Source organism: Micromonospora sp. NPDC049044 (genome assembly GCF_040649215.1).
In the GTDB taxonomy this organism is placed as follows: Bacteria; Actinomycetota; Actinomycetes; order Mycobacteriales; family Micromonosporaceae; genus Micromonospora.
Window position 1 is genome coordinate 1 of the sequence record NZ_JBEZFA010000072.1, and the last position, 18,728, is coordinate 18,728.

Genomic DNA, 18,728 nt, shown 5'->3' on the forward strand with positions numbered 1-18,728 from the left:
CGGCGCCACCGGCACCCATGACCTGTATCTCCGCTTCGCCGGCGGCACCGGCACCCTGTTCAACATCAACTGGTGGCAGTTCAGCGGCACCGGCGTCGATCCCACCCCCACGCCCACCCCCACGCCCACCCCGACGCCTACCCCGACGCCCACTCCAACTCCGACGCCCACCACCACGCCGACGCCGACGCCGACGGTTCCGGGTGGTCAGTCCTGTGGGGTCGCCAACACCGTTGTCAACTCCTGGCAGGGCGGCTTCGAGGGCAGGTTCACCATCACCAATTCCGGTTCCACCCCGACCACCGGATGGCAGGTGACCGCCACCTTCCCCTCCGGGCAGACGGTGTCCCAGGTCTGGAACGGTAGCTTCAGCCAACAGGGCAACCAGGTGACAGTGACCAACGCCAGCTACAACGGACAGCTCGCGGTCGGAGCGTCCACCACCGTGGGCTACCTCAGCGCCGGCAGCCAGCCGCCGACCAGCCTGAGCTGTACGGCCGACTGACAGCCGCAGCGGCCCGCCCCGACGGATGGGGCGGGCCGCTGCGGTTTCCAGCCAGACGCCGGCCGGTCGTTATCCGATGCGGACCAGCTGCCACTGTTGGTTGGTGCCGCCCCAGTCGCTGTACTGGACGATGTTTCCGCCGTCAGCGGTGGAGGCGCCCTGCACCTCGACGGCCTTGCCGCTGTTGCGGTTGATCACCCGCAGGTAACCGTCGGCCGACTGGGCGAGCCGGAACTGCTGGTTCGTGCCGTTGCCGTCGCTCCACTGCACGATCGCCGCACCATCGGCGGTGGAGAAGTTGTAGACGTCCAACACCTTGCCGGAGAGGCGGGACTTCAGCCGGTAGTAGCCGCCCCCCGAGTCCACGAACTGCCACTGCTGGTTGGTGCCGTTGTTCCGTGACCACTGACTGATCCGGGCGCCGTCGTTCGTTGCCGAGGCATACAGGTCCAACGCCTTTCCGCTGTTGCGGTTCAGCAACACGTACCAGGCGCTGGTGTCCACCCCGCTGCTCGGCGGGGGCGTGGTCGGCGTGGTCGAGCCGGCGTTGAGGGCGTTCAGGACGCTCGTGTACGCCGCCTTCTTGTTGCCGCTGCACTCGAAGAGCAGGGCGTTGTCCGACCCACGCCACGAGTCGCAGTCGCGCACGCCCCAGGTGGTGATGCCGGTGCAGCGTGAGACGTTCATGCACGCGCGGGTCACGGCGCCGTAGATGTTGGCCTGGTTGCCGCCGGTCATCACGTCCAGCTCGGTGATCTGCACGTCCACGCCGAGGTCGGCGAAACGCTGCAGGTTGGCCTGGTAGTCCGACGCCAGCGTGGTGCCCAGGTGCGACTGGAAACCCACGCAGTCGATCGGCACACCACGGGACTTGAAGTCCCGCACCATGTTGTAGATCCCCGTCGACTTCGCGTTGATCCCGTCGGTGTTGTAGTCGTTGTAACACAACTTCGCACCCGGATCCGCCGCCCGCGCGGCCCGGAACGCCGCCTCGATCCAGTCGTTGCCGGTGCGCTGCAGGTTCGAGTCACGCCGCCCACCGCTGCCACCGTCGGCGAACGCCTCGTTCACCACGTCCCACGCGTAGATCTTGCCCCGGAAGTGCGTTGCCACCTGCGTGACGTGGTTGATCGCCGCGTTGCGCAACGCGCTGCCCGACATGCCCTGCGCCCAGCCCGGCTGCTGCGCGTGCCACAACAGCGTGTGGCCCCGGACGCTCATGCCGTTGGCCTGCGCGTGACTGACCAGCCGGTCACCACCGGAGTAGGTGAAGGAGTTCTGCTGCGGCTCGGTCGAGCTCCACTTCATCTCGTTCTCGGGTACGACGCTGTTGAACTCGCGGTTCAGGATCGTCACGTACGCGTTGTCGGAGAGCTTGTTCACCGCGACGGCCGCGCCGAAGTAGCGGCCCTTCTCGGCCGCCGCCGCCTTCAGGGTGGTGCCGGCACCGCTGGCCGTGGGGGCGAGCACCGCCGTCATTCCCGCGGTGAGGGCGACGGCGAGGGTCGCCGCCGCCAGCAGAGTTCTCTTGGGTTTCATGTCGTTCCTTTTCGGTGGTGGTCGCAACGGTGGTGGTGACGTGCCACTCTCTCGCCAGCGTCGGTCCGGGAAGCTGGCGTGGATCACGACGCGCTCAGCTTTGGTTGGCAGCGGTGCGGTAGGTGCCGACCGTGGGTACCGACACCCGTCGTCCGGCAGGCTGACACCGCTGCCGAAGACGCTTGATCGACGTCCGCATGCCCTGGGACGTCGTGATCCTGAGGGTCGGCGGCGGCTCGCCCGGTGAGCCACAGGTGCTGCCTTCCTCGATATCGAGGGTGAGCGATAACATGACGTTCGTCAAGGCGTAACATAAGCCTGTATCGATGCTGTCGAGGTCAGGTTCCGCCGAAGCCTGCCTCGTCACCGTCGTGGCGACGCGCTGCCTTGCTGGGGATCAGCGGCGCCTGACACGCCTCGCGCACGCGCCGATCTCGATGCCACTGTTATCGCTCACAGGGCGGTGCTCAGCCACCCGGTGTACGGGCGGGGTCACTCTCGGACGGGTTGCCGCCGACCCGGCCCGGACCACGCACCCAGCTACCCGGGCCACCGCGCGGCGGGCCGCGATCAACAAGCGGCTCAGCCGTGGGCCGGCTCCGCGGGCCGCACGTGGGGGCGTACTCCAGTCAGGAGGTCGGCGGTGGTGTGGGCCTCGATGCCGGGCAGCTCGCCATCGGCGAACCGGGCGACGATCGCACGGACGTGTCGCTCGGCCGGCGCCCCGAGGCCGTCGTAGACGGCCTCGAACAACTCCCGGGCCGGCCTCCTGAGCCACTTCTCCGGCAGGAGTTCCAGGGGCAACCGCGGGTCGAGGACGGGAAAGCGCCGGAAGGTGTCCATCACCTCGGTCCGGGCCCGCACCGCGGCCGCTCCGTCGATCTCGCCGGCTGCCACCCGGGGCAACACCGCCGTCCAGTGCGCGAGGAACGCCTGGTAGCTCCGGCCGATCTCCGCGATGTCCCAGGCCTCGATCGGGGCGCGGTGGATGGCGGACGCGATCGCGGTCTGCCGCCCGCGGAACACCGTGACGGCACCGAGGGTGAGCTGGTCGAGCTGGGCCCGCGCAACAGGGGTCAACTCGTCCGGCGAGATCCACAGTCCGTCGTACAACGGCGCGTAGCCGAGCCACCGCAGCTGAGCACGAAGGGCCCGGCGTTGGGCACTCCGGTCCTGCGGTAGCGAGAACGCGACTATCGTCCAGCATCCGTCCCACCGCACTGTCGAGCTGGTCGAGGCGAGGATCCACCTGCCGCCGGCGGAGAGGTTGGCAGCGGCCGCGCGGCTGAGTCGGTAGGAACTACGCCGTCCCAGCCGGCTGCCTTCCAGGACGCCGCGCCGGGCCAGCCGGCTGATCGCGGTGCGCGCGCCGGCCGTGGTCACCCCGCTCTCCGCGAGCAGCGCCACGATGGCGGCGGACGGGATCGCGGCCCGAGTCCGCAGTGTGTAATCCGCAAGCAGGGTCACCGTGACGCCCTGCGGCGAGTTGCCGACCTGCCGCCGGGGCAGGCGGAGCGGTTGGTCTCCGTCGTCGGGGTAGATCTCGTCGATGTCGAACGGGTTTGCCACAGGCGCTCCGTGCTTTTCAGGGACGGTGTGACGACTGTAGACGGCGCGCCGTCGAGCCGGCGTCGACGGGCCCACACCCGATAGAAGTACATCGATTGACACTTGTTGGTCCGAGGAGAACACTGATCGCCACGCGATGTGGTCCGGAGCCGGGCAGGGCGAGCCACCGGTAGCGGGCATCGTGCGATCACGGCGGGTCTTGGGCATACCCGCGGGCGGATCGCGCGCCATCCACAGCCTGCACAGGCAAGCAAAGGAGTCGTCCGTTGAGAATCAGAAGGAAACTGCTGCTCACCCTCGCGGTGTCGCTGGTGGCGGCCGGTCTGGCGGTCCCCGCGAGCCGACCCGCGTACGCGGCGTCACTGACCGAGGTGACGAGCTTCGGTGACAACCCCGGCCGGATGCGGATGCACGTCTACGTGCCGGACAACCGCCCGGCCCGGCCGGCGACAATCGTGGCCATGCACGGCTGCGGCGGGTCCGGCCCCGGCTTCTACTCCGGCAGCGAGTTCGCCAGCCTCGCCGACCGGTACGGATTTATCGTGATCTACCCGTCCGCCACCCAGCAGGCCGGCTTCGGCAACTGCTTCGACACCTGGTCCGACGCCGCCAAGCGGCGCGGCGGGGGCAGTGACCCGGTGTCCATCGTGTCGATGATCCGGCACGTGCAGCAGCAGTACGCGGCCGACCCGGACCGGGTCTACGCCACCGGCAGCTCGTCCGGCGGCATGATGACCAACCACATGCTGGCCCTCTATCCCGACGTGTTCAAGGCTGGCGCCGCGTTCATGGGTGTGCCGTACAACTGCTTTGCCAACGCTGCGGACTACCCGCCTGGCAGCAGCCAGTGCACCGGCGGAAACATGAACCGCACGCCCCAGCAGTGGGGTGACGCGGTCCGCCAGGCGTACCCGGGCTACACCGGGCCCCGCCCGCGCATCCAGTTGTGGCACGGCACCAGCGACACCCTCGTGCCGTACTCGCTGTTGCAGGAGTCGATCGAGCAGTGGACGAACGTGTTCGGGCTGAGCCAGACGCCCACCTCCACCGACACCCCGCAGCCGAACTGGAACCGGCGCAGGTACGCCGACAGCAGCGGGACGGTTCAGGTCGAGGCGTACAGCATCCAGGGTGCCGGGCACAGTCTGCCCGCCAGCGGCATGGCCGCGTCCGCCATCCAGTTCTTCGGCCTGACCAACCCGAGCACGCCGCCGCCGAACCCGACGACCCCGCCGCCGAACCCGACCACGCCGCCACCGAACCCCACCACCCCGCCGCCGAACCCGACCACGCCACCGCCGAACCCCACCACCCCGCCGCCGGACTCCGGTGCCTGCCGGGTGACGGTCGCCGTCAACGCCTGGAACAACGGGCTGACCGAGAACATCACAGTCACCAACACCGGCACCAGCGCCGTCAACGGCTGGTCCCTGGTGTTCACCCTGCCCGGCGGCCAGACCATCACCTCGGGCTGGAACGCCTCCTACTCCCCCAACTCGGGGCAGGTGACGGCAAGGAACGTCGGCTACAACGCCGGCATCCCCAGCAACGGCTCAGTGACAGTGGGCTTCCAGGCCACCCACACCGGTAACACCGCCAGGCCGAGCTCGTTCACGCTCAACGGCGCGTCCTGCTCGGTGGCCTGACCCGCAGCGGCACTCCGGGGACGCACGCCACGCGTACCTCCCCGGAGCGTCGGCGGTCGCGACCGCCGGTCGGAGCCGGCGGGCGTCGACGAGAGCGTGCGCCGGTCACCATCCGATGGTGACCGGCGCACGTCGTGCTGGCGTCGCCGCCGGGGTCAGCGGTAGCCGGCGGCCACCACGCTGGCCTGCACGGCGCTCTCGGTCGCGTCGGACGGGTAGCCGGCGACCATGGCACCCTCGTAGAACGTGCCGGCGCTGAGGTTCGCGCCGCCGTCGGGCTTGCAGCAGTCACCGCCACTGCCCAGGATGATCGCGCCCTGCTTCTTCATCGGGCTGTATCCGGGCGGGAGCGAGCCGTCGTACAGCGTGTAGAGGCTGCCGGACTGGGCGTCGCTGCCCTTGATGGCGAAGCGGCTGGTGCCGTTGTTCTTGAGGGTCGCGGTCACGAACTTGCTGGTGAAGGCGCGCTGGTTCGGGTTCCAGCTCTGGCTGCCGCCGGGGAAGAGACCCCACTCGAGGTCCGCCTGCACCCACGGCCCGCTGCCCGAGCAGCCGCCGAACCAGCACTGCTTGCTGAAGTTGATGGCGTCCATCGCCCCCGCGGCGTCGGCCTTGCGCGTCGTCTCGCTGTTGCCGTAGTCGAAGCAGCAGCCGCTGTTGACGTGGGTGCCACTTGTCACCATGTACATGCCCTCGGGAGCGGCACCGGTCGGCACGCCGGTGAGGTGCCCGTCGCGCCAGTAGCTGTTACCGGGGTTGATGTAGAGCGAGTACGCCTTGGCGCCGCCCACGGTCAGCGACTCGGTCGTCGCGACCGCCGGCCGGCTCTGCGGGCTGCCCGGAACCACGCTCGACCCCTGGTACCAGAGGTCGTTCCCACGCCCGGACTGGTCGAAGACAACGGTGATCACGCAGGTGGTGCCGGTGCAGAAGGAGTCCTGTGTCGCGGCGTTGGCGGTGCCGCCCGCGCCGGACAGCCCGATGTTGCGCGTCGTGTTGTCCGACGAGCGCCGGACCTGGTAGAGGTTGCCGGTGTACGCCGCGTAGAGCGCCCGGGTGGTGCTGTGCGCCGCGACGCACGGAGTGCCGCCGGAGGCGTAGATGTCACACGGGCGCGCACCACTCGGCGGTGCGCTGGTCGGGGGCGCGCTGGTCGGCGGCGTGTTCGGCGAGGACCACTGCTGGTTGGCGCCGCCGTTGCAGGCCCAGAGGATGATCTTGGTGCCGTTCGCGGTGGCGGCGCCGTTGGCGTCGAGGCAGAGCCCGGACTGCACGCCGGTGATGGTGCCGTTGCTGTTGACGTTCCACTGCTGGTTGTTCTGGCCGTTGCAGTCCCAGATGATCGCCTGGGTGCCGTTGGTGGTGCCCCGGCCGGACGCGTCCAGGCACTTGTTGCCGTACACCTGCAGTTGCTTGCTCGACGTCCAGGTCCAGGTCTGGCCGGCGGTGCCGTTGCAGTCCCAGAGTTGCGTCTGGGTGCCGTTCGTGGTGCTGGAGTTGGGCACCTCGAGGCAGCGACCGGATGGCGCGCCGACGATCCGGGTGCTCTGCCCCGGCTCGATGGTCGCCGCCGCGGCGGCCTCGGCGGCGAACGGCGAGCTGGCGGGGGTGGTGCCGACGCCGATGCCGACGACGACGAGCACCCCGGCCAGGGCGCCAGCCAGGAGGGTCAGACGTCGGACGCGTTGGCGTCTCGGGATGAGGTCGCGGGCTGTTCCTGGCCCACTGCGGGACGGGGTTCGCACGAGGTGGCTCCTCGGAGTCGTGGAAGCGCGGGGGGATCGTCGACGCGCCACGGGCGGGTGGTGGCGATGGCGGATCGCAGCGAATGGTATGACCTTTGTTTAATTCATGTCAATGAATGTGGCGTCCGGTGACGCGCTGGCTGCTGGGCGGACAGCCAGCGCATCACCCCCCGGGACGACTACCGCCCCAGGATCCGCCACGTCTGGTTCAACGTGCTGCCCTGGTTGACCGCCTTGCAGGTCCACTGGTGGACAAGCGCGCCGGCCGCCGTGGAGACACCACTGACGTCCACACACTTGCCGCTGTGCCGGGCGACGAGTTGGTAGTCGTGCGAGTCGTTGCCCGAGTAGGTCACCCGGCGGAGAGTGAACTGCTGGTTGGAGCTGTTCAGGCAGGTCCACTGGTGCACCGCGGCGCCGTCGGCGGTGGACACCCCGCTGACGTCGAGGCACTTGCCGCTCTGCTGGTTGACAACGGTGTACGTGTTGGCCACGCCGGCGACCGGCCGGAAGTTCCAGACCTGCTGGTCACCGCCGTCGCAGTAGTTCTGCTGCTGGACGTTGCCGTCAGCGGTGCCCTGGCCCGGGTTGTTGAGGCACTGCTGGGAGTGCTGGGCCACCGCCACCGACTGGAAGCCACCGTCGGACGGGGGCAGCAGGGTGACGGTGTAGGTGTCGGTCTGGTTGGTGAACGGCACGTTCACTGTCACGTTGGTGTTTGACACGCCGACCACGCTGTTGGAGACCGTGATCGGCCCCGGCACGGCACCACCGCCGTTGTGCGGGATGCGTTGGGTGAGCACCCGGACCTGGTTGTTCTCCACGATGCCGCTCGTGGTGTCCAGGCGTTGCAGGTTGACGCTCAGGTTCCCGGTGGTACGACCACCACCGATGAGGACCTTCGCGGTGCCGGTCGCCTTGGTGGCGAACGCGTCGTACGACTGGCTGGGCGTGACCGCGGCGATCTGCCCGGTCTGGGAGGCGTAGTAGCGGTAGTTCCACCACTCCCCCTTGGGCTGGTGCTGGCCGGCCGAGTTGCGGATCAACAGGTTGCCGAGGTCGTTGTGCAGGCTGCCCCCGCTGGCCCAGTTCGCCCGCAGGCCGTCGGCCCGCGCCCGTTCCAGCCGCGCGATGTACCAGGCGCCGTCGGCCGGGTTCTGCTCGTCGGGCGCGCCGTACTCGTTGATCTGGTAGGGCCGTGGGTGGGCGATGCCACGGGGGTCGAGGGTGGCGTTCGCGGCGGCGACGTTGGCGACCGGGTCGCCCGGCAGCGAGTGCCAGCTGATGATGTCCGGCACCGTGTTCGTCGAGCGGACGAAGTCCAGGTACTGGTTCCAGAAGGCGTGGTTGGTCGACGGGACACAGGCACAGCTGGGACCGACGATGAGCTGGTTGGGGAACTCCACCCGCAGGCGCTGGTAGGTGCGGCGCCACAACTCGAGGTACTGGGAGATCGGGCGGTTCCAGAAGATGGTGATGTTCGGTTCGTTCCAGATGTCCCACTGCACGTTCAGCCCCGACGCCCGGACATCGGTGATGAGCCGGGTCAGGAAGTTGTCGTAGTCGGTCCAGTTGCCGTTGTCGCCGGGGAAGCGCGAGATTCCGGCGCCGTCGGCACCCCACAGGTCGTGCGGCAGGATGATGAACTTCCCGCCGAGGGCGGTGGTCCGACGCGCCTGGGCGAGTGTGGAGTTCCACCGGCGGTCGTAGGTGCCGCCGACCCAGCCACTGCCCGCGAGCTGCGCGCCACCGGCGCGCATGTACTGGAACTTGACGTCGCGGTAGAAGTGGTCGGCCGGACCGCTGGCGTTCTCGGTCATGCCGTAGATCCAGCCGGACGCGCGGTAGGTCGGCGTGCCGTTGTCCGTGGCGAAGTTGACGCTTATCGACTCGTCGGCGGCCTGGGCCGGGGACGCGGCGACGCTGACGGCGGTGGTGGCGGCGAGCAGGCCGACCACGAGTCGAGCGACGAGCGCGCGGGCTCGTCGTGACCTGCCGGGGGACGGGGTTTTCACGGGCGGCTCCTTGGTGGGGCGCGGGGGACGCTCTCCGGAGGGCTGCGCTTGCGAATCGATTCGCACGGATCGTAGGACCAGAGACTGAACCATGTCAATGAAGTGACGACGCGGTGAAGGTGGCGTTTCACAGCGCAACCTTGAGAACGTCAGGCCATCCCTTGACCAGCCGGCAGCGACGGACCTATCTTCGTGCGAACCGATTTGTCGAATCGGTTCGCCTCATGGTCGGACGGCGTCCGACCCCCGACGGTCAACCCGCACACCCCACCTGACGATCGACTGAAGTGAGGCACCACATGACAGGACTCAGTCGTCGACGGCGCCTGGCCGCCGTCGCCGTGATAGCACTCGCCGCAGTGACCGGTAGCGCCTGCTCGTCGTCCTCCGGCGACGGGTCCGGCGACGGCGGCGGCGCCTACCTCGTCTGGGACCCCTATCCGCAGTTCGCCGCCGACTCCGAGTGGGTCGCACTGCTCAAGAAGTGCGGCACCTCGGCGGGGGCGACGGTCGAGCGGACCGGCTACGACACCACCGACCTGACGAACAAGGCACTGCTCGCCGCGCAGCAGGGCAACTCACCGGACGTGCTGATCGTCGACAACCCGGTCATCTCGACACTGGCCGAGGCCGGCGCGCTCACCACCACCGACGACAACAAGCTCGACGTCTCGGCGATGGCCCCGAACCTGCTCGGCGCCGGTCAGAGCACGGGCAAGACGTACGGGGTGCCGATCGGGGCGAACACCCTGGCTCTCTACTACAACAAGGACCTGCTGACCGCCGCCGGTGTCGATCCGGCCTCGATCAAGGACTGGCCGTCGCTGACCGCGGCCCTCACCACCATCAAGGCCAAGGGGAAGAAGGGCATCACCTTCTCCGCGATCGGCACCGAGGAGGGCAGCTTCCAGTTCCTGCCCTGGTTCTGGGGCTCGGGCGCCCAACTGACCAGTCTGGACTCGGCGCAGGCGGTGTCCGCGTTGACGCTCTGGACCGACTGGCTCAAGCAGGGCCTCGCGCCGAACTCGGTAATCAACAACACCCAGACCACGAGCTGGCAGGAGTTCGCGACCGGCGACTACGCGTTCGCCGAGAACGGCACCTGGCAGCTGGCCAACGCGGAGAAGCTCGGCTTCTCCTACGGCACCATCGCGATCCCGGCCAGCGCCGGCGGCCCGGCACCGGCACCCACCGGCGGCGAGTTCGTCTCCATCCCGGTGCAGAAGAAGACCAGCCGGTACGAGACGTCACAGAAGATCGTCGCCTGCCTCACCAATGCCGACAACCTGCTCACCACCGACACGACGCTCTCCTACGTCGCCCCAGTCGCCGCCGTGCAGGATCGGCAGGCCGCGGCCGACCCCAAGCTGAAGGTCTGGGTGGAGGCGGTCCGGGCAGCCAAGGGCCGCACCGGTGACAACCTCGGCACGAAGTACCCGAAGATCTCGGAGTCCCTGTGGACCGCTGTACAGGCGGCCCTCAGCGGTGGGAAGTCACCACGCGAGGCGCTTACCGCCGCTCAGGCCGCGACCAGGTAATCGCGCCGAACCGACACCATGCTCCCCACGACAGACAGCACCACTGCCGTACCGGATCCGGGTGGGGCGGCGAAGTTCGCCCCACCCGGGCCGCCCCCGTCCCGCGCCCGTCGACCCAACCGCTGGCTGGCCTGGGGCTTCCTGGCACCGGTGACCCTCTACCTGCTGGCCTTCTACGCCTACCCGCTCTACCGCAATCTCGAGTTGAGCCTGCGCGAGTACACCGTCCGCTCGTTCGTGCAGGGCGGCGCGCCATTCGCCGGGCTCGACAACTACCGGACCGTCCTGACCGATCCGGCCTTCGGGTCCACACTGGCGCACACCCTGATCTTCACCGCCGCGTCGCTCGTCTTCCAGTTCAGCATCGGCATGGCCCTGGCGCTCTTCTTCCACCAGCACTTCCCACTGTCGCGTACGTTGCGGGCGTTGATCCTCGTACCGTGGCTGCTGCCGCTGATCGTCTCGGCCTCGACCTGGTCGTGGCTGCTCAACAGCGATTCCGGGCTGGTCAACGCGGCACTCGGTGTCGTCGGGATCGACCAGGTCAACTGGCTCACCTCGCCGGGCTGGTCGCTGACCTCGGTGATCATCGCGAACATCTGGATCGGCATCCCGTTCAACCTGGTGGTGTTGTACAGCGGGCTACAGGCGATCCCGGTCGAGATGTACGAGGCGTCCGCGCTCGACGGCGCATCGAGCTGGCAACGGTTCCGGGGGATCACCTTTCCGCTGCTCCGCCCCGTCTCCGCGATCACGCTGCTGCTGGGGCTGATCTACACGCTGAAGGTCTTCGACATCATCTGGATCATGACGAAGGGTGGCCCTACCAACTCCTCCGCCACCCTCGCGACCTGGTCCTACCGACTCGGCTTCGGCAACCTGCTGCCCGAGTTCGGTCCGGGTGCGGCCGTCGGCAACCTGCTCATCGTGATGGCCCTGATCGCCGGGCTCCTCTACATCCGGATCCAGCGGAAGCAGAACCTGCAATGACCACCTCCACCCCCCGGGTCTGGTGGAAGACCGCGGTCGGTCTGGTGCTCACCGGGCTGATGCTCTTCCCCGTCTACTGGATGATCAACGTGTCGTTCACCCGGGACCAGGACATGCGGGCCACTCCCCCGCACCTGTTCCCGACAAACGGCACACTCGACGGCTATCGGGCCGTACTCGACCAACAGTTGCCGTACCTCGGCACCAGCTTCCTGGTCGGTCTCGGTACGGTGGCGCTCACCGTGGCGCTGGCCGCCCCCGCCGGGTACGCGCTCGCGAAACTGCGGCCACCCGGCGGCACCGCACTGAGTTTCGTCCTGCTCATCGCGCAGATGATCCCGGGCATCATCATGGCGATGGGCTTCTACGCCATCTACCTCAGTCTCGGCGTCCTGAACACACTGCCCGGCCTGATCCTGGCCGACTCGACGCTGGCGGTGCCGTTCGCTGTGCTGATCTTCACGGCCTTCATGTCCGGCATCCCCGACGAGCTGCTCCAGGCGGCAGTGGTCGACGGCGCTGGTCGGCTGCGGACCTTCTGGTCGATCGTGCTGCCGGTCAGCCGCAACTCGATCGTCACGGTGTCGCTGTTCGCGTTCCTGTGGTCGTGGTCGGACTTCATCTTCGCCTCGACCCTTGCCGGTGGCGGCGACAGGCAGCCGATCACCCTCGGCATCTACCACTACATCGGCAACAACAACCAGCAGTGGAACGCCATCATGGCCACCGCTGTCGTCGCCTCCATCCCCGCCGCGGTGCTGCTGATCCTGGCCCAGCGCTACGTCTCGATGGGCGTGACCGCCGGCGCCGTCAAGGACTGACCACCCCGCACCACAGAAAGGCATCCGCCACCCATGACCGTCGCCCCGTCCGGTCCGGAGTTCCCCGTCCAGGACATCCCGTTCAGCTACCGAGGAGCCTGGTTCAACATCTCCCCGGTGGTCGCCGAGAAGACGTACGCCGACGATCTGCACCTGGTCTCCCACCAGAACGGGCTACATCCGGTACTACAGTTCTGCCCCACGGCCGCCGATGCCACTGTCGTCGCCACCCCCGCCCTGCTGACCTGGCGCAACGGCACCGGCCGGATCGAGGCGGTCTACGACGGCCCGGACACCCTGCGGGTCCGGGGCCGACGGCTCGGCCTGCGGGTGGCCGCGGCGGCGCGCACCCTCACCCCGTTCAGCGGCACCTACCTCTACCACGACCCGGTCGACGGCTCCCACGTGTTCACCTCGTACGAGACCGGTCGCCGCTACCGGATCACGGTGCTCTCCGGTGCGCTCCAACGGACCACCGGCGTCGAGGCGCTCGGCGCCGCGGACCGGTGCGTGGACCTTCCCGGTGACCAACCCTGGGAGATCGCGATCGAGGAGTACGCCACCGCCCGCCGCCCGTACGTGGGGTCGGTCGCCTTCGACCAACTGTGCCGCGACCGGGCCGCCGAGTTCAGCGCCTTCGTGGACGCTGTCGCACCGTGGCGCGGCGCGGAGACCCCGGCCGCCGAACTCGCCGCGTACGTCCTGTGGTCCGCCACCGTCGCCCCGGCGGGCTTCGTCACCCGGCCCGCGGTGCTGATGTCCAAGCACTGGATGGACAAGGTGTGGAGCTGGGACCACTGCTTCAACGCGATCGCCCTGGCCGCCGGCGAGCCGGAGCTGGCCTGGCACCAGTTCCACCTGCCCTTCGACCACCAGGACGAGGCAGGTGCCCTACCCGACTCGGTCACGCACTCCGAGGTGCTGCACAACTACGTCAAGCCACCCATCCACGGCTGGGCCCTCCGGCACCTGCGCCGCCGCCTACCCCAGCCACCCGACCGGGCGGCGTTGGCGCAGACGTACGACCGGCTGGCCCACTGGACCCGGTTCTGGCTCGACGCGCGTCGGGCCCCCGGCCACGAGCTGCCCCACTACCAGCACGGCAACGACAGCGGCTGGGACAACGCGACAACCTTCGACGTCGACCGGGTGCTCCAGACGGCCGACCTCGCCGCGTTCCTGGTGTCGCAGCTGCGCTGCCTCGCCGACCTCGCCAGCGAGCTGGGTGAGCCCGCCGAGCAGTGGTCCCGGGAGGCCGACCGGATCCATGCCGCCATGCTGCGGGACCTGTGGGACGGTGACCGCTTCACCTCCCGCAACCCGCACACCGGCAAGCGGCGGGCAAGTCGCAGCCTGCTCGATCTGATGCCCGTCGCGCTCGGCGCCGACCTGCCCGCGCCGGTCGCCGCCGCGCTGGCCCGAGGGGTCGAAACCCACCTGACCACCCACGGGCTGGCCACCGAGCCGGTCGACTCGGCGCACTATCTCGCCGACGGCTACTGGCGTGGCCCGATCTGGGCACCGTCGACAGTTCTGGTCGAGGACGGCCTGCGGCGGGCCGGGCAGACCAGGATCGCCGACGAGATCAGTCGACGGTTCCTGGCGCTGTGTGAGAAGTCCGGATTCGCGGAGAACTTCGACGCCGAGACCGGGGCCGGGCTCCGGGACCGCGCGTACACCTGGACCGCCAGCAGCTATCTCATCCTGGCCGCCGGTCAGGAGGAGCGGCGGGCTACGAAGGGGTAGCGGCGTCCACTCGCCGGGCCGGGACCGGGCCGGTGCTGGCGCGCAACGAGATGGGCGGGCTGTACAGCCGGTGGCGTGGCACGGCGTCGGGGGCGGCGATGCTCTCCAGCAGCAGCGACACGGCCTCGGCGCCCATCTCGACCATCGGCACATCCGCGGCGGTGAGCGGCGGGCGGAAGTCCTCCGCCCAGTGTTGGGCGGCGACACCGGTGACGGAGAAGTCGCGGGGCACGGACAGACCGGCGCCGGTCAGCGCACGCTGCATTCCGGGCAGCGCGGCCTCGTTGATGGTGGCGATGGCCGTGACGTCGGGGTGCGTCACCAGCAGTTGCTCCACGCACGCCTCGCCGGAGGCGGTGTCGTCGCCGCAGCAGACCTCCGCGCCGATCAGGCCCCGCTCGACAGCCGCCGCCCGGAAGCCGGCAAGCGCGCGATGACTGGGGCCGTAACCCGCCGCTACCAACTCGGCCGAGCGGTTCACCAGCGCCACCTGCCGGTGCCCCAGATCTGCCAGGTGGTGCACGCAACGGGCGATCAGCCCGGCGTAGTCGATGTCGATCCAGCTCGTGTCGTGTGGTTCGGCTGTCCGCCCGATCGTGACGAACGGCAGGCCGGCTCTGGTCAGGCGGGTCACCCGGTCGTCGGCCAGGCGGATCTCCATCAGGACCACGCCGTCCACCCGACGCCCGGTGACGATCCGCTCGAACGACCGGTCATGGTCACCACCGGACGGGGACAGCAGCACATCGAGGTCATGGCGAGCGGCCGCCTCGACGACGCTGGCGACGAAACCCAACTGCATGTCGGTCAACCGCTGGCTCGCCGGGGGAATGACCAGGCCGAGGGTGCGGGTGCGCCCCTCCTTCAGCGCGCGGGCACTGGCGTTCGGTCGGTAGTCCAACTCGTCGATGACCGCCTGGATCCGTTGCCGGGTCGTCTCCGACACGGTCCGCTTCCCACTCAGCACGTACGACACGGTGCTGCGGGACACTCCCGCCCGGCGGGCGATCTCCCCGATGTTCATACCGCGCCCTCGAATCGATTATTGCCCCGACACGGGGACGCACTGTTTTCGCTGACGAGCATATCCGTCCTGGTTCTCGGGCCGACGTCTGGAAGTTCGCCGCCAGCACCGGCAGAACCGACGATTCCGGCACTCCGCGAGACGGATGGCTGGCGATGCCAATCCCGATGAGCGCGGAAGCTAGCGCAACACATGGACGCCCATTAATGTAAAAACGTGTGACGTGTGACGTAGCCGGGAACCGATAGCGGTCCAAACCCGCGCCGCGGTCATCCATTCCGGGCGGAACCCCACGCATCGCCGTGCGCCACCGACGGCGCTGACCACGCCGGCCCGGCGGTCAGTGCGCCAGCACCAGCTCCACCGTCACCGCCACGCCCCACCACACCGCGAGAGGATCCGATGAATGTGAAGAGACGACTGCGTCGCCTGATGGCCGCTGCGGGAACCCTGCTGGTTCTCGCCTTCGGCGCCAGCATCTACGTGGTCTCGGACGCGCCGGGAGTCGCCCACGCCGCCGGCACCGGACCGTGCGACATCTACGCCTCGGGTGGCACCCCCTGCGTGGCCGCCCACAGCACCACCCGCGCGCTGTACGGCGCGTACAACGGCCCGCTTTACCAGGTCCGGCGCTCCTCGGACAACACCACCCGCGACATCGGCGTGCTGAGCGAGGGCGGCCTCGTCAACGCCGCCACGCAGGACTCGTTCTGCGCCAACACCAACTGCGTCATCACCGTCCTCTACGACCAGTCCGGCCGCAACAACCGCCTCACCCAGGCACCTCCTGGCGGTTTCGTCGGCCCCGCCCCCGGCGGGTACGACAACCTCGCCGACGCGAAGGCGGCACCGGTCACCATCGGCGGCCAGAAGGCGTACGGCGTCTACATCGCCCCCGGCACCGGCTACCGCAACAACAACACGAACGGCGTCGCGACAGGCGACCAGCCCGAGGGCATCTACGCCGTCGTGGACGGCACGCACTACAACCAGTGGTGCTGCTTCGACTACGGCAACGCGCAGACCAACGTCCAGGCCGACGAACGCGCCATCATGGAAACCGTCTACTTCGGCGCCAACAAGCAGTGGGGCTACGGCGCCGGCGCCGGGCCCTGGATCATGGCCGACCTGGAGTGGGGGCTGTTCTCCGGGGTCAACGCGGGTTACAACAACATCGCGTCCATCAACCACCGGTTCGTCACGGCAATGGTCAAGGGCGAGCCGAACCACTGGGCCATCCGGGGCGGAAGCGCCCAGTCGGGCGGCCTGACCACCTACTTCGACGGACGACGCCCCAACGGCTACCACCCCATGAAGAAGGAGGGGGCCATCCTGCTCGGCATCGGCGGCGACAACAGCATCACCGGGCGGGGCACCTTCTTCGAAGGCGTGCTGACCTCCGGCTACCCGACGGCCGCGACCGAGGACGCCGTACAGGCGAACATCGCCGCCGCCGGTTACGCGCCGGCCGCTGGCGGTAACCCGCAACAGGGCGTCCAGGTCGTCGGCGGCCAGTCCGGCCGCTGCGTCGACGTGCCGAACGGCACCACCACCAACGGCACCCAGGTGCAGCTCTGGGACTGCATCAGCAACAGCACCGCACAACGCTGGACCTACACCGCAGGCAAACAACTCCAGGTGTACGGCAACAAGTGCCTCGACGCCAACGGCCAAGGCACCACCAACGGCACCCAGGCGATCATCTGGGACTGCCACGGCGGCACCAACCAGCAGTGGAACATCAACGCCAACGGCACGATCACGGGCGTCCAGTCCGGGCTCTGCCTCGACGCCAACGGCGCCGCCACCGCCAACGGCACCAAACTCATCCTCTGGGCCTGCAACGGCGGCACCAACCAACAGTGGGCCACCCGCAGCTGAACCCCGCGCCACCACCCGAGCGACGGTGCCGCCTCCGCGCGACCAGCGGAGGCGGCACCGCCGGCGACCGTCGGATGCACCTGACCGGAGTGGCCTAGTGCACCCAGCGCAGCGCGGCGTCGGCAGTGTCCTCGGGGCTGCTGTTGAAGGCGATTGCCGCGCCGGGAGCATGCTGTCGGACGAGGTTGACCACCTTCTCGAAGAGCACAAGTAGTGGCTCGTGCTTGCGGATGCCGCCGCCGACGACCACGCAGGCGTAGTCCGTCCGGGTCAGCGCCTCGACGATGGCCGTCTCGGCGTCCTCGTCGGGCGCCACCAGGCACAGGTCGGCCGCGATGCCGAGATCGTCGAAGCGGGCCTGACCGCGTGCTATCGCCGCCACCACCGGCGCGGGATCCCAGCCGGGGATCCTGACCGGATCGAGGCCGACCACCAACACCCGTCCACGTGTCACGCGTCGCCCACCTCCCTCGAAACATCTTCGATCACTCTTGCCACCTCGCTCAGGTCGTCGTCGAGTTGGTGATCACGCCCGGGCAGCAGGTGCAGCCGCGCGTGCGGGATGACGCCGGCGTACAGGTCAGCGTGCGATGGTGCGGCGGTGCCATCCCGCAGCCCGTGGAACACGTGCACCGGCACTCCCGGCGGCAGCCGCGCACCGAGGTCGGGCGGCAACTCGAACTCGTCGGCGGGCCAGCCGCCCGGGCCCACGAACGGGGCGGCGATTAGCACGATCGCGCTGAGCTCTCGCTCCGGTGGGCGCTCGGCGAGCGCGTTGACGAGGATGGTCGCGCCCACCGAATGACCGACGACGACCGCACCACCGGCCAGGGCGGCGAGCTGCCGCCAGACCGTCGCGCTCCACCTGTCGTAGGTCGGGTCGTCCTCGTCAGGCATCCGCGGGTAGCGGATCTCGTACCCGTCGCCGAGCTCGCGTCGCAAACTGTCGACCAGCTTGTCGTCCCATTCGTCGTGTGCCCCCGCACCGCCGCCCTGGATGAACAGAACCTGCCGGGTAGTTGCCACGTCGATCCTCCTCCCTGCCCCGCCCGGGCGGGCCGCGCCGCCGGGGCACTCGTCACCGACACTCGGCGCCTGCGATGATTTCCCGGTCGTCGGACCGAGAAAGTCGTCCCGGCTGTCGATCCGGAGCCCTGCTGGCTCGTCGTCAATGTAAGGGCCACCTCCGACGGGGCCAGTACACGATGGGATACGAGACATGGCCAAGTACATGATCCTCATCTACGGCGACGCGCAGCAGTGGGACGCGATGACCGACGAACAGTGGAAGGCGCACGACGCCGCGCACGTGGCGTTCGTTGCCGAAGCCGGCGCACGGATCATCGGCGGGCACCAGTTGGAATCGGCGCCCACCGCCACCTCGCTGCGCTCGGACGCGCTCGGCCAGCTCGACACGACCGACGGTCCGTTCCTGGAGACCAAGGAGGCGCTCGGCGGCTACTACCTGCTGGAGGCCGCCGACCTGGACGAGGTGCTGGCGCTGGCGGCACTGCTTCCCGAGGTGCAGGCGGCACACAGCGGTGTGGAGATCCGTCCGGTGGTCGACCACTGATGAACGACACGGTCGTGGGGGGGGGGGGGGCGGGGCCCCCCCCCCCCCGGGGCGGGGGGGGGGGGACCGCCCCCCCCCCGCCCCCCCGGCCGCGGAGGCCGGGCGCGACGGCCCCGCCGGCCGGGGGCCCGCCGCG

At 69.2% G+C, this 18,728-nt stretch carries 15 protein-coding genes; 8 read left to right on the top strand and 7 right to left on the bottom strand.

Features of this window, described 5'->3' with window-relative positions; all coding sequences use genetic code 11:
* Positions 1 to 505, top strand: a 505-nt coding sequence (locus AB0B85_RS33150; protein WP_357413647.1) for a cellulose binding domain-containing protein, incomplete at its 5' end; no start/stop codon positions are given.
* A 69-nt stretch (positions 506 to 574) separates the two neighbouring features.
* On the opposite strand, the gene AB0B85_RS33155 is transcribed toward AB0B85_RS33150, so the two are convergent.
* Together AB0B85_RS33155 and AB0B85_RS33160 are read right to left on the bottom strand one after the other, a co-directional pair.
* The gene (locus tag AB0B85_RS33155) at positions 575 to 2,044 is read right to left on the bottom strand and encodes an endo-1,4-beta-xylanase (protein WP_357413649.1); all 1,470 of its coding nucleotides are present in this window, start codon (positions 2,042 to 2,044) and stop codon (positions 575 to 577) included.
* A 582-nt stretch (positions 2,045 to 2,626) separates the two neighbouring features.
* Complete coding sequence (locus AB0B85_RS33160; protein ID WP_357413651.1) at positions 2,627 to 3,613, bottom strand: PaaX family transcriptional regulator C-terminal domain-containing protein; 987 nt, start codon at positions 3,611 to 3,613, stop codon at positions 2,627 to 2,629.
* Positions 3,614 to 3,879: 266 nt separating this feature from the next.
* Here AB0B85_RS33160 and AB0B85_RS33165 point away from each other — a divergent pair, with 266 nt between their 5' ends.
* Complete coding sequence (locus AB0B85_RS33165) at positions 3,880 to 5,259, top strand: PHB depolymerase family esterase (RefSeq protein WP_357413653.1); 1,380 nt, start codon at positions 3,880 to 3,882, stop codon at positions 5,257 to 5,259.
* Between the two features lie 155 nt (positions 5,260 to 5,414).
* On the opposite strand, the gene AB0B85_RS33170 is transcribed toward AB0B85_RS33165, so the two are convergent.
* Positions 5,415 to 7,004, bottom strand: coding sequence for an arabinofuranosidase catalytic domain-containing protein (locus AB0B85_RS33170; RefSeq protein ID WP_357413655.1), 1,590 nt, complete (start codon positions 7,002 to 7,004; stop codon positions 5,415 to 5,417).
* A gap of 179 nt (positions 7,005 to 7,183) precedes the next feature.
* Complete coding sequence (locus AB0B85_RS33175; RefSeq protein WP_357413658.1) at positions 7,184 to 9,019, bottom strand: RICIN domain-containing protein; 1,836 nt, start codon at positions 9,017 to 9,019, stop codon at positions 7,184 to 7,186.
* Between the two features lie 299 nt (positions 9,020 to 9,318).
* Here AB0B85_RS33175 and AB0B85_RS33180 point away from each other — a divergent pair, with 299 nt between their 5' ends.
* Genes AB0B85_RS33180 through AB0B85_RS33195 form a run of 4 tightly spaced genes read left to right on the top strand, consistent with a single transcriptional unit; the run spans position 9,319 to position 14,114 of the window.
* Positions 9,319 to 10,557, top strand: a complete 1,239-nt coding sequence (locus AB0B85_RS33180; protein ID WP_357413660.1) for an extracellular solute-binding protein — start codon at positions 9,319 to 9,321, stop codon at positions 10,555 to 10,557.
* 18 nt (positions 10,558 to 10,575) lie between these two features.
* Positions 10,576 to 11,547, top strand: coding sequence for a sugar ABC transporter permease (locus tag AB0B85_RS33185; protein WP_357413661.1), 972 nt, complete (start codon positions 10,576 to 10,578; stop codon positions 11,545 to 11,547).
* A complete protein-coding gene (locus tag AB0B85_RS33190) occupies positions 11,544 to 12,368 on the top strand; it encodes a carbohydrate ABC transporter permease (RefSeq protein ID WP_357413663.1) in 825 nt (274 codons plus the stop codon). The genes AB0B85_RS33185 and AB0B85_RS33190 overlap by 4 nt, the downstream gene beginning before the upstream one ends.
* 33 nt (positions 12,369 to 12,401) lie before the next feature.
* On the top strand, positions 12,402 to 14,114 hold the full coding sequence (locus tag AB0B85_RS33195) for a trehalase family glycosidase (protein WP_357413665.1): 1,713 nt from the start codon (positions 12,402 to 12,404) through the stop codon (positions 14,112 to 14,114).
* On the opposite strand, the gene AB0B85_RS33200 is transcribed toward AB0B85_RS33195, so the two are convergent.
* Positions 14,101 to 15,138: a LacI family DNA-binding transcriptional regulator gene (locus tag AB0B85_RS33200; RefSeq protein ID WP_357413667.1), complete on the bottom strand. Its 1,038-nt coding sequence runs from the start codon at positions 15,136 to 15,138 to the stop codon at positions 14,101 to 14,103. The genes AB0B85_RS33195 and AB0B85_RS33200 overlap by 14 nt on opposite strands.
* 402 nt (positions 15,139 to 15,540) lie before the next feature.
* On the opposite strand from AB0B85_RS33200, the gene AB0B85_RS33205 reads away from it, so the two are divergent.
* Positions 15,541 to 17,019 (top strand): arabinofuranosidase catalytic domain-containing protein, encoded by a 1,479-nt coding sequence (locus AB0B85_RS33205; RefSeq protein WP_357413669.1) that lies wholly within the window; start codon positions 15,541 to 15,543, stop codon positions 17,017 to 17,019.
* A 94-nt stretch (positions 17,020 to 17,113) separates the two neighbouring features.
* On the opposite strand, the gene AB0B85_RS33210 is transcribed toward AB0B85_RS33205, so the two are convergent.
* A complete protein-coding gene (locus AB0B85_RS33210; RefSeq protein WP_357413671.1) occupies positions 17,114 to 17,473 on the bottom strand; it encodes a hypothetical protein in 360 nt (119 codons plus the stop codon).
* Complete coding sequence (locus AB0B85_RS33215; RefSeq protein WP_357413673.1) at positions 17,470 to 18,045, bottom strand: alpha/beta fold hydrolase; 576 nt, start codon at positions 18,043 to 18,045, stop codon at positions 17,470 to 17,472. Before AB0B85_RS33215 ends, AB0B85_RS33210 begins: the two co-directional genes overlap by 4 nt.
* Positions 18,046 to 18,238: 193 nt before the next feature.
* On the opposite strand from AB0B85_RS33215, the gene AB0B85_RS33220 reads away from it, so the two are divergent.
* Positions 18,239 to 18,592: a YciI family protein gene (locus tag AB0B85_RS33220; protein ID WP_357413676.1), complete on the top strand. Its 354-nt coding sequence runs from the start codon at positions 18,239 to 18,241 to the stop codon at positions 18,590 to 18,592.
* Positions 18,593 to 18,728 lie beyond the last annotated feature (136 nt).

Bases quoted from the DNA above. Each gene is read 5' to 3' on its own strand.
- AB0B85_RS33155 (WP_357413649.1), bottom strand. From the start codon at position 2,044: ATGAAACCCAAGAGAACTCTGCTGGCGGCGGCGACCCTCGCCGTCGCC.
- AB0B85_RS33180 (WP_357413660.1), top strand. From the start codon at position 9,319: ATGACAGGACTCAGTCGTCGACGGCGCCTGGCCGCCGTCGCCGTGATA.
- AB0B85_RS33185 (WP_357413661.1), top strand. From the start codon at position 10,576: ATGCTCCCCACGACAGACAGCACCACTGCCGTACCGGATCCGGGTGGG.
- AB0B85_RS33190 (WP_357413663.1), top strand. From the start codon at position 11,544: ATGACCACCTCCACCCCCCGGGTCTGGTGGAAGACCGCGGTCGGTCTG.
- AB0B85_RS33195 (WP_357413665.1), top strand. From the start codon at position 12,402: ATGACCGTCGCCCCGTCCGGTCCGGAGTTCCCCGTCCAGGACATCCCG.
- AB0B85_RS33200 (WP_357413667.1), bottom strand. From the start codon at position 15,138: ATGAACATCGGGGAGATCGCCCGCCGGGCGGGAGTGTCCCGCAGCACC.
- AB0B85_RS33205 (WP_357413669.1), top strand. From the start codon at position 15,541: ATGAATGTGAAGAGACGACTGCGTCGCCTGATGGCCGCTGCGGGAACC.
- AB0B85_RS33220 (WP_357413676.1), top strand. From the start codon at position 18,239: ATGGCCAAGTACATGATCCTCATCTACGGCGACGCGCAGCAGTGGGAC.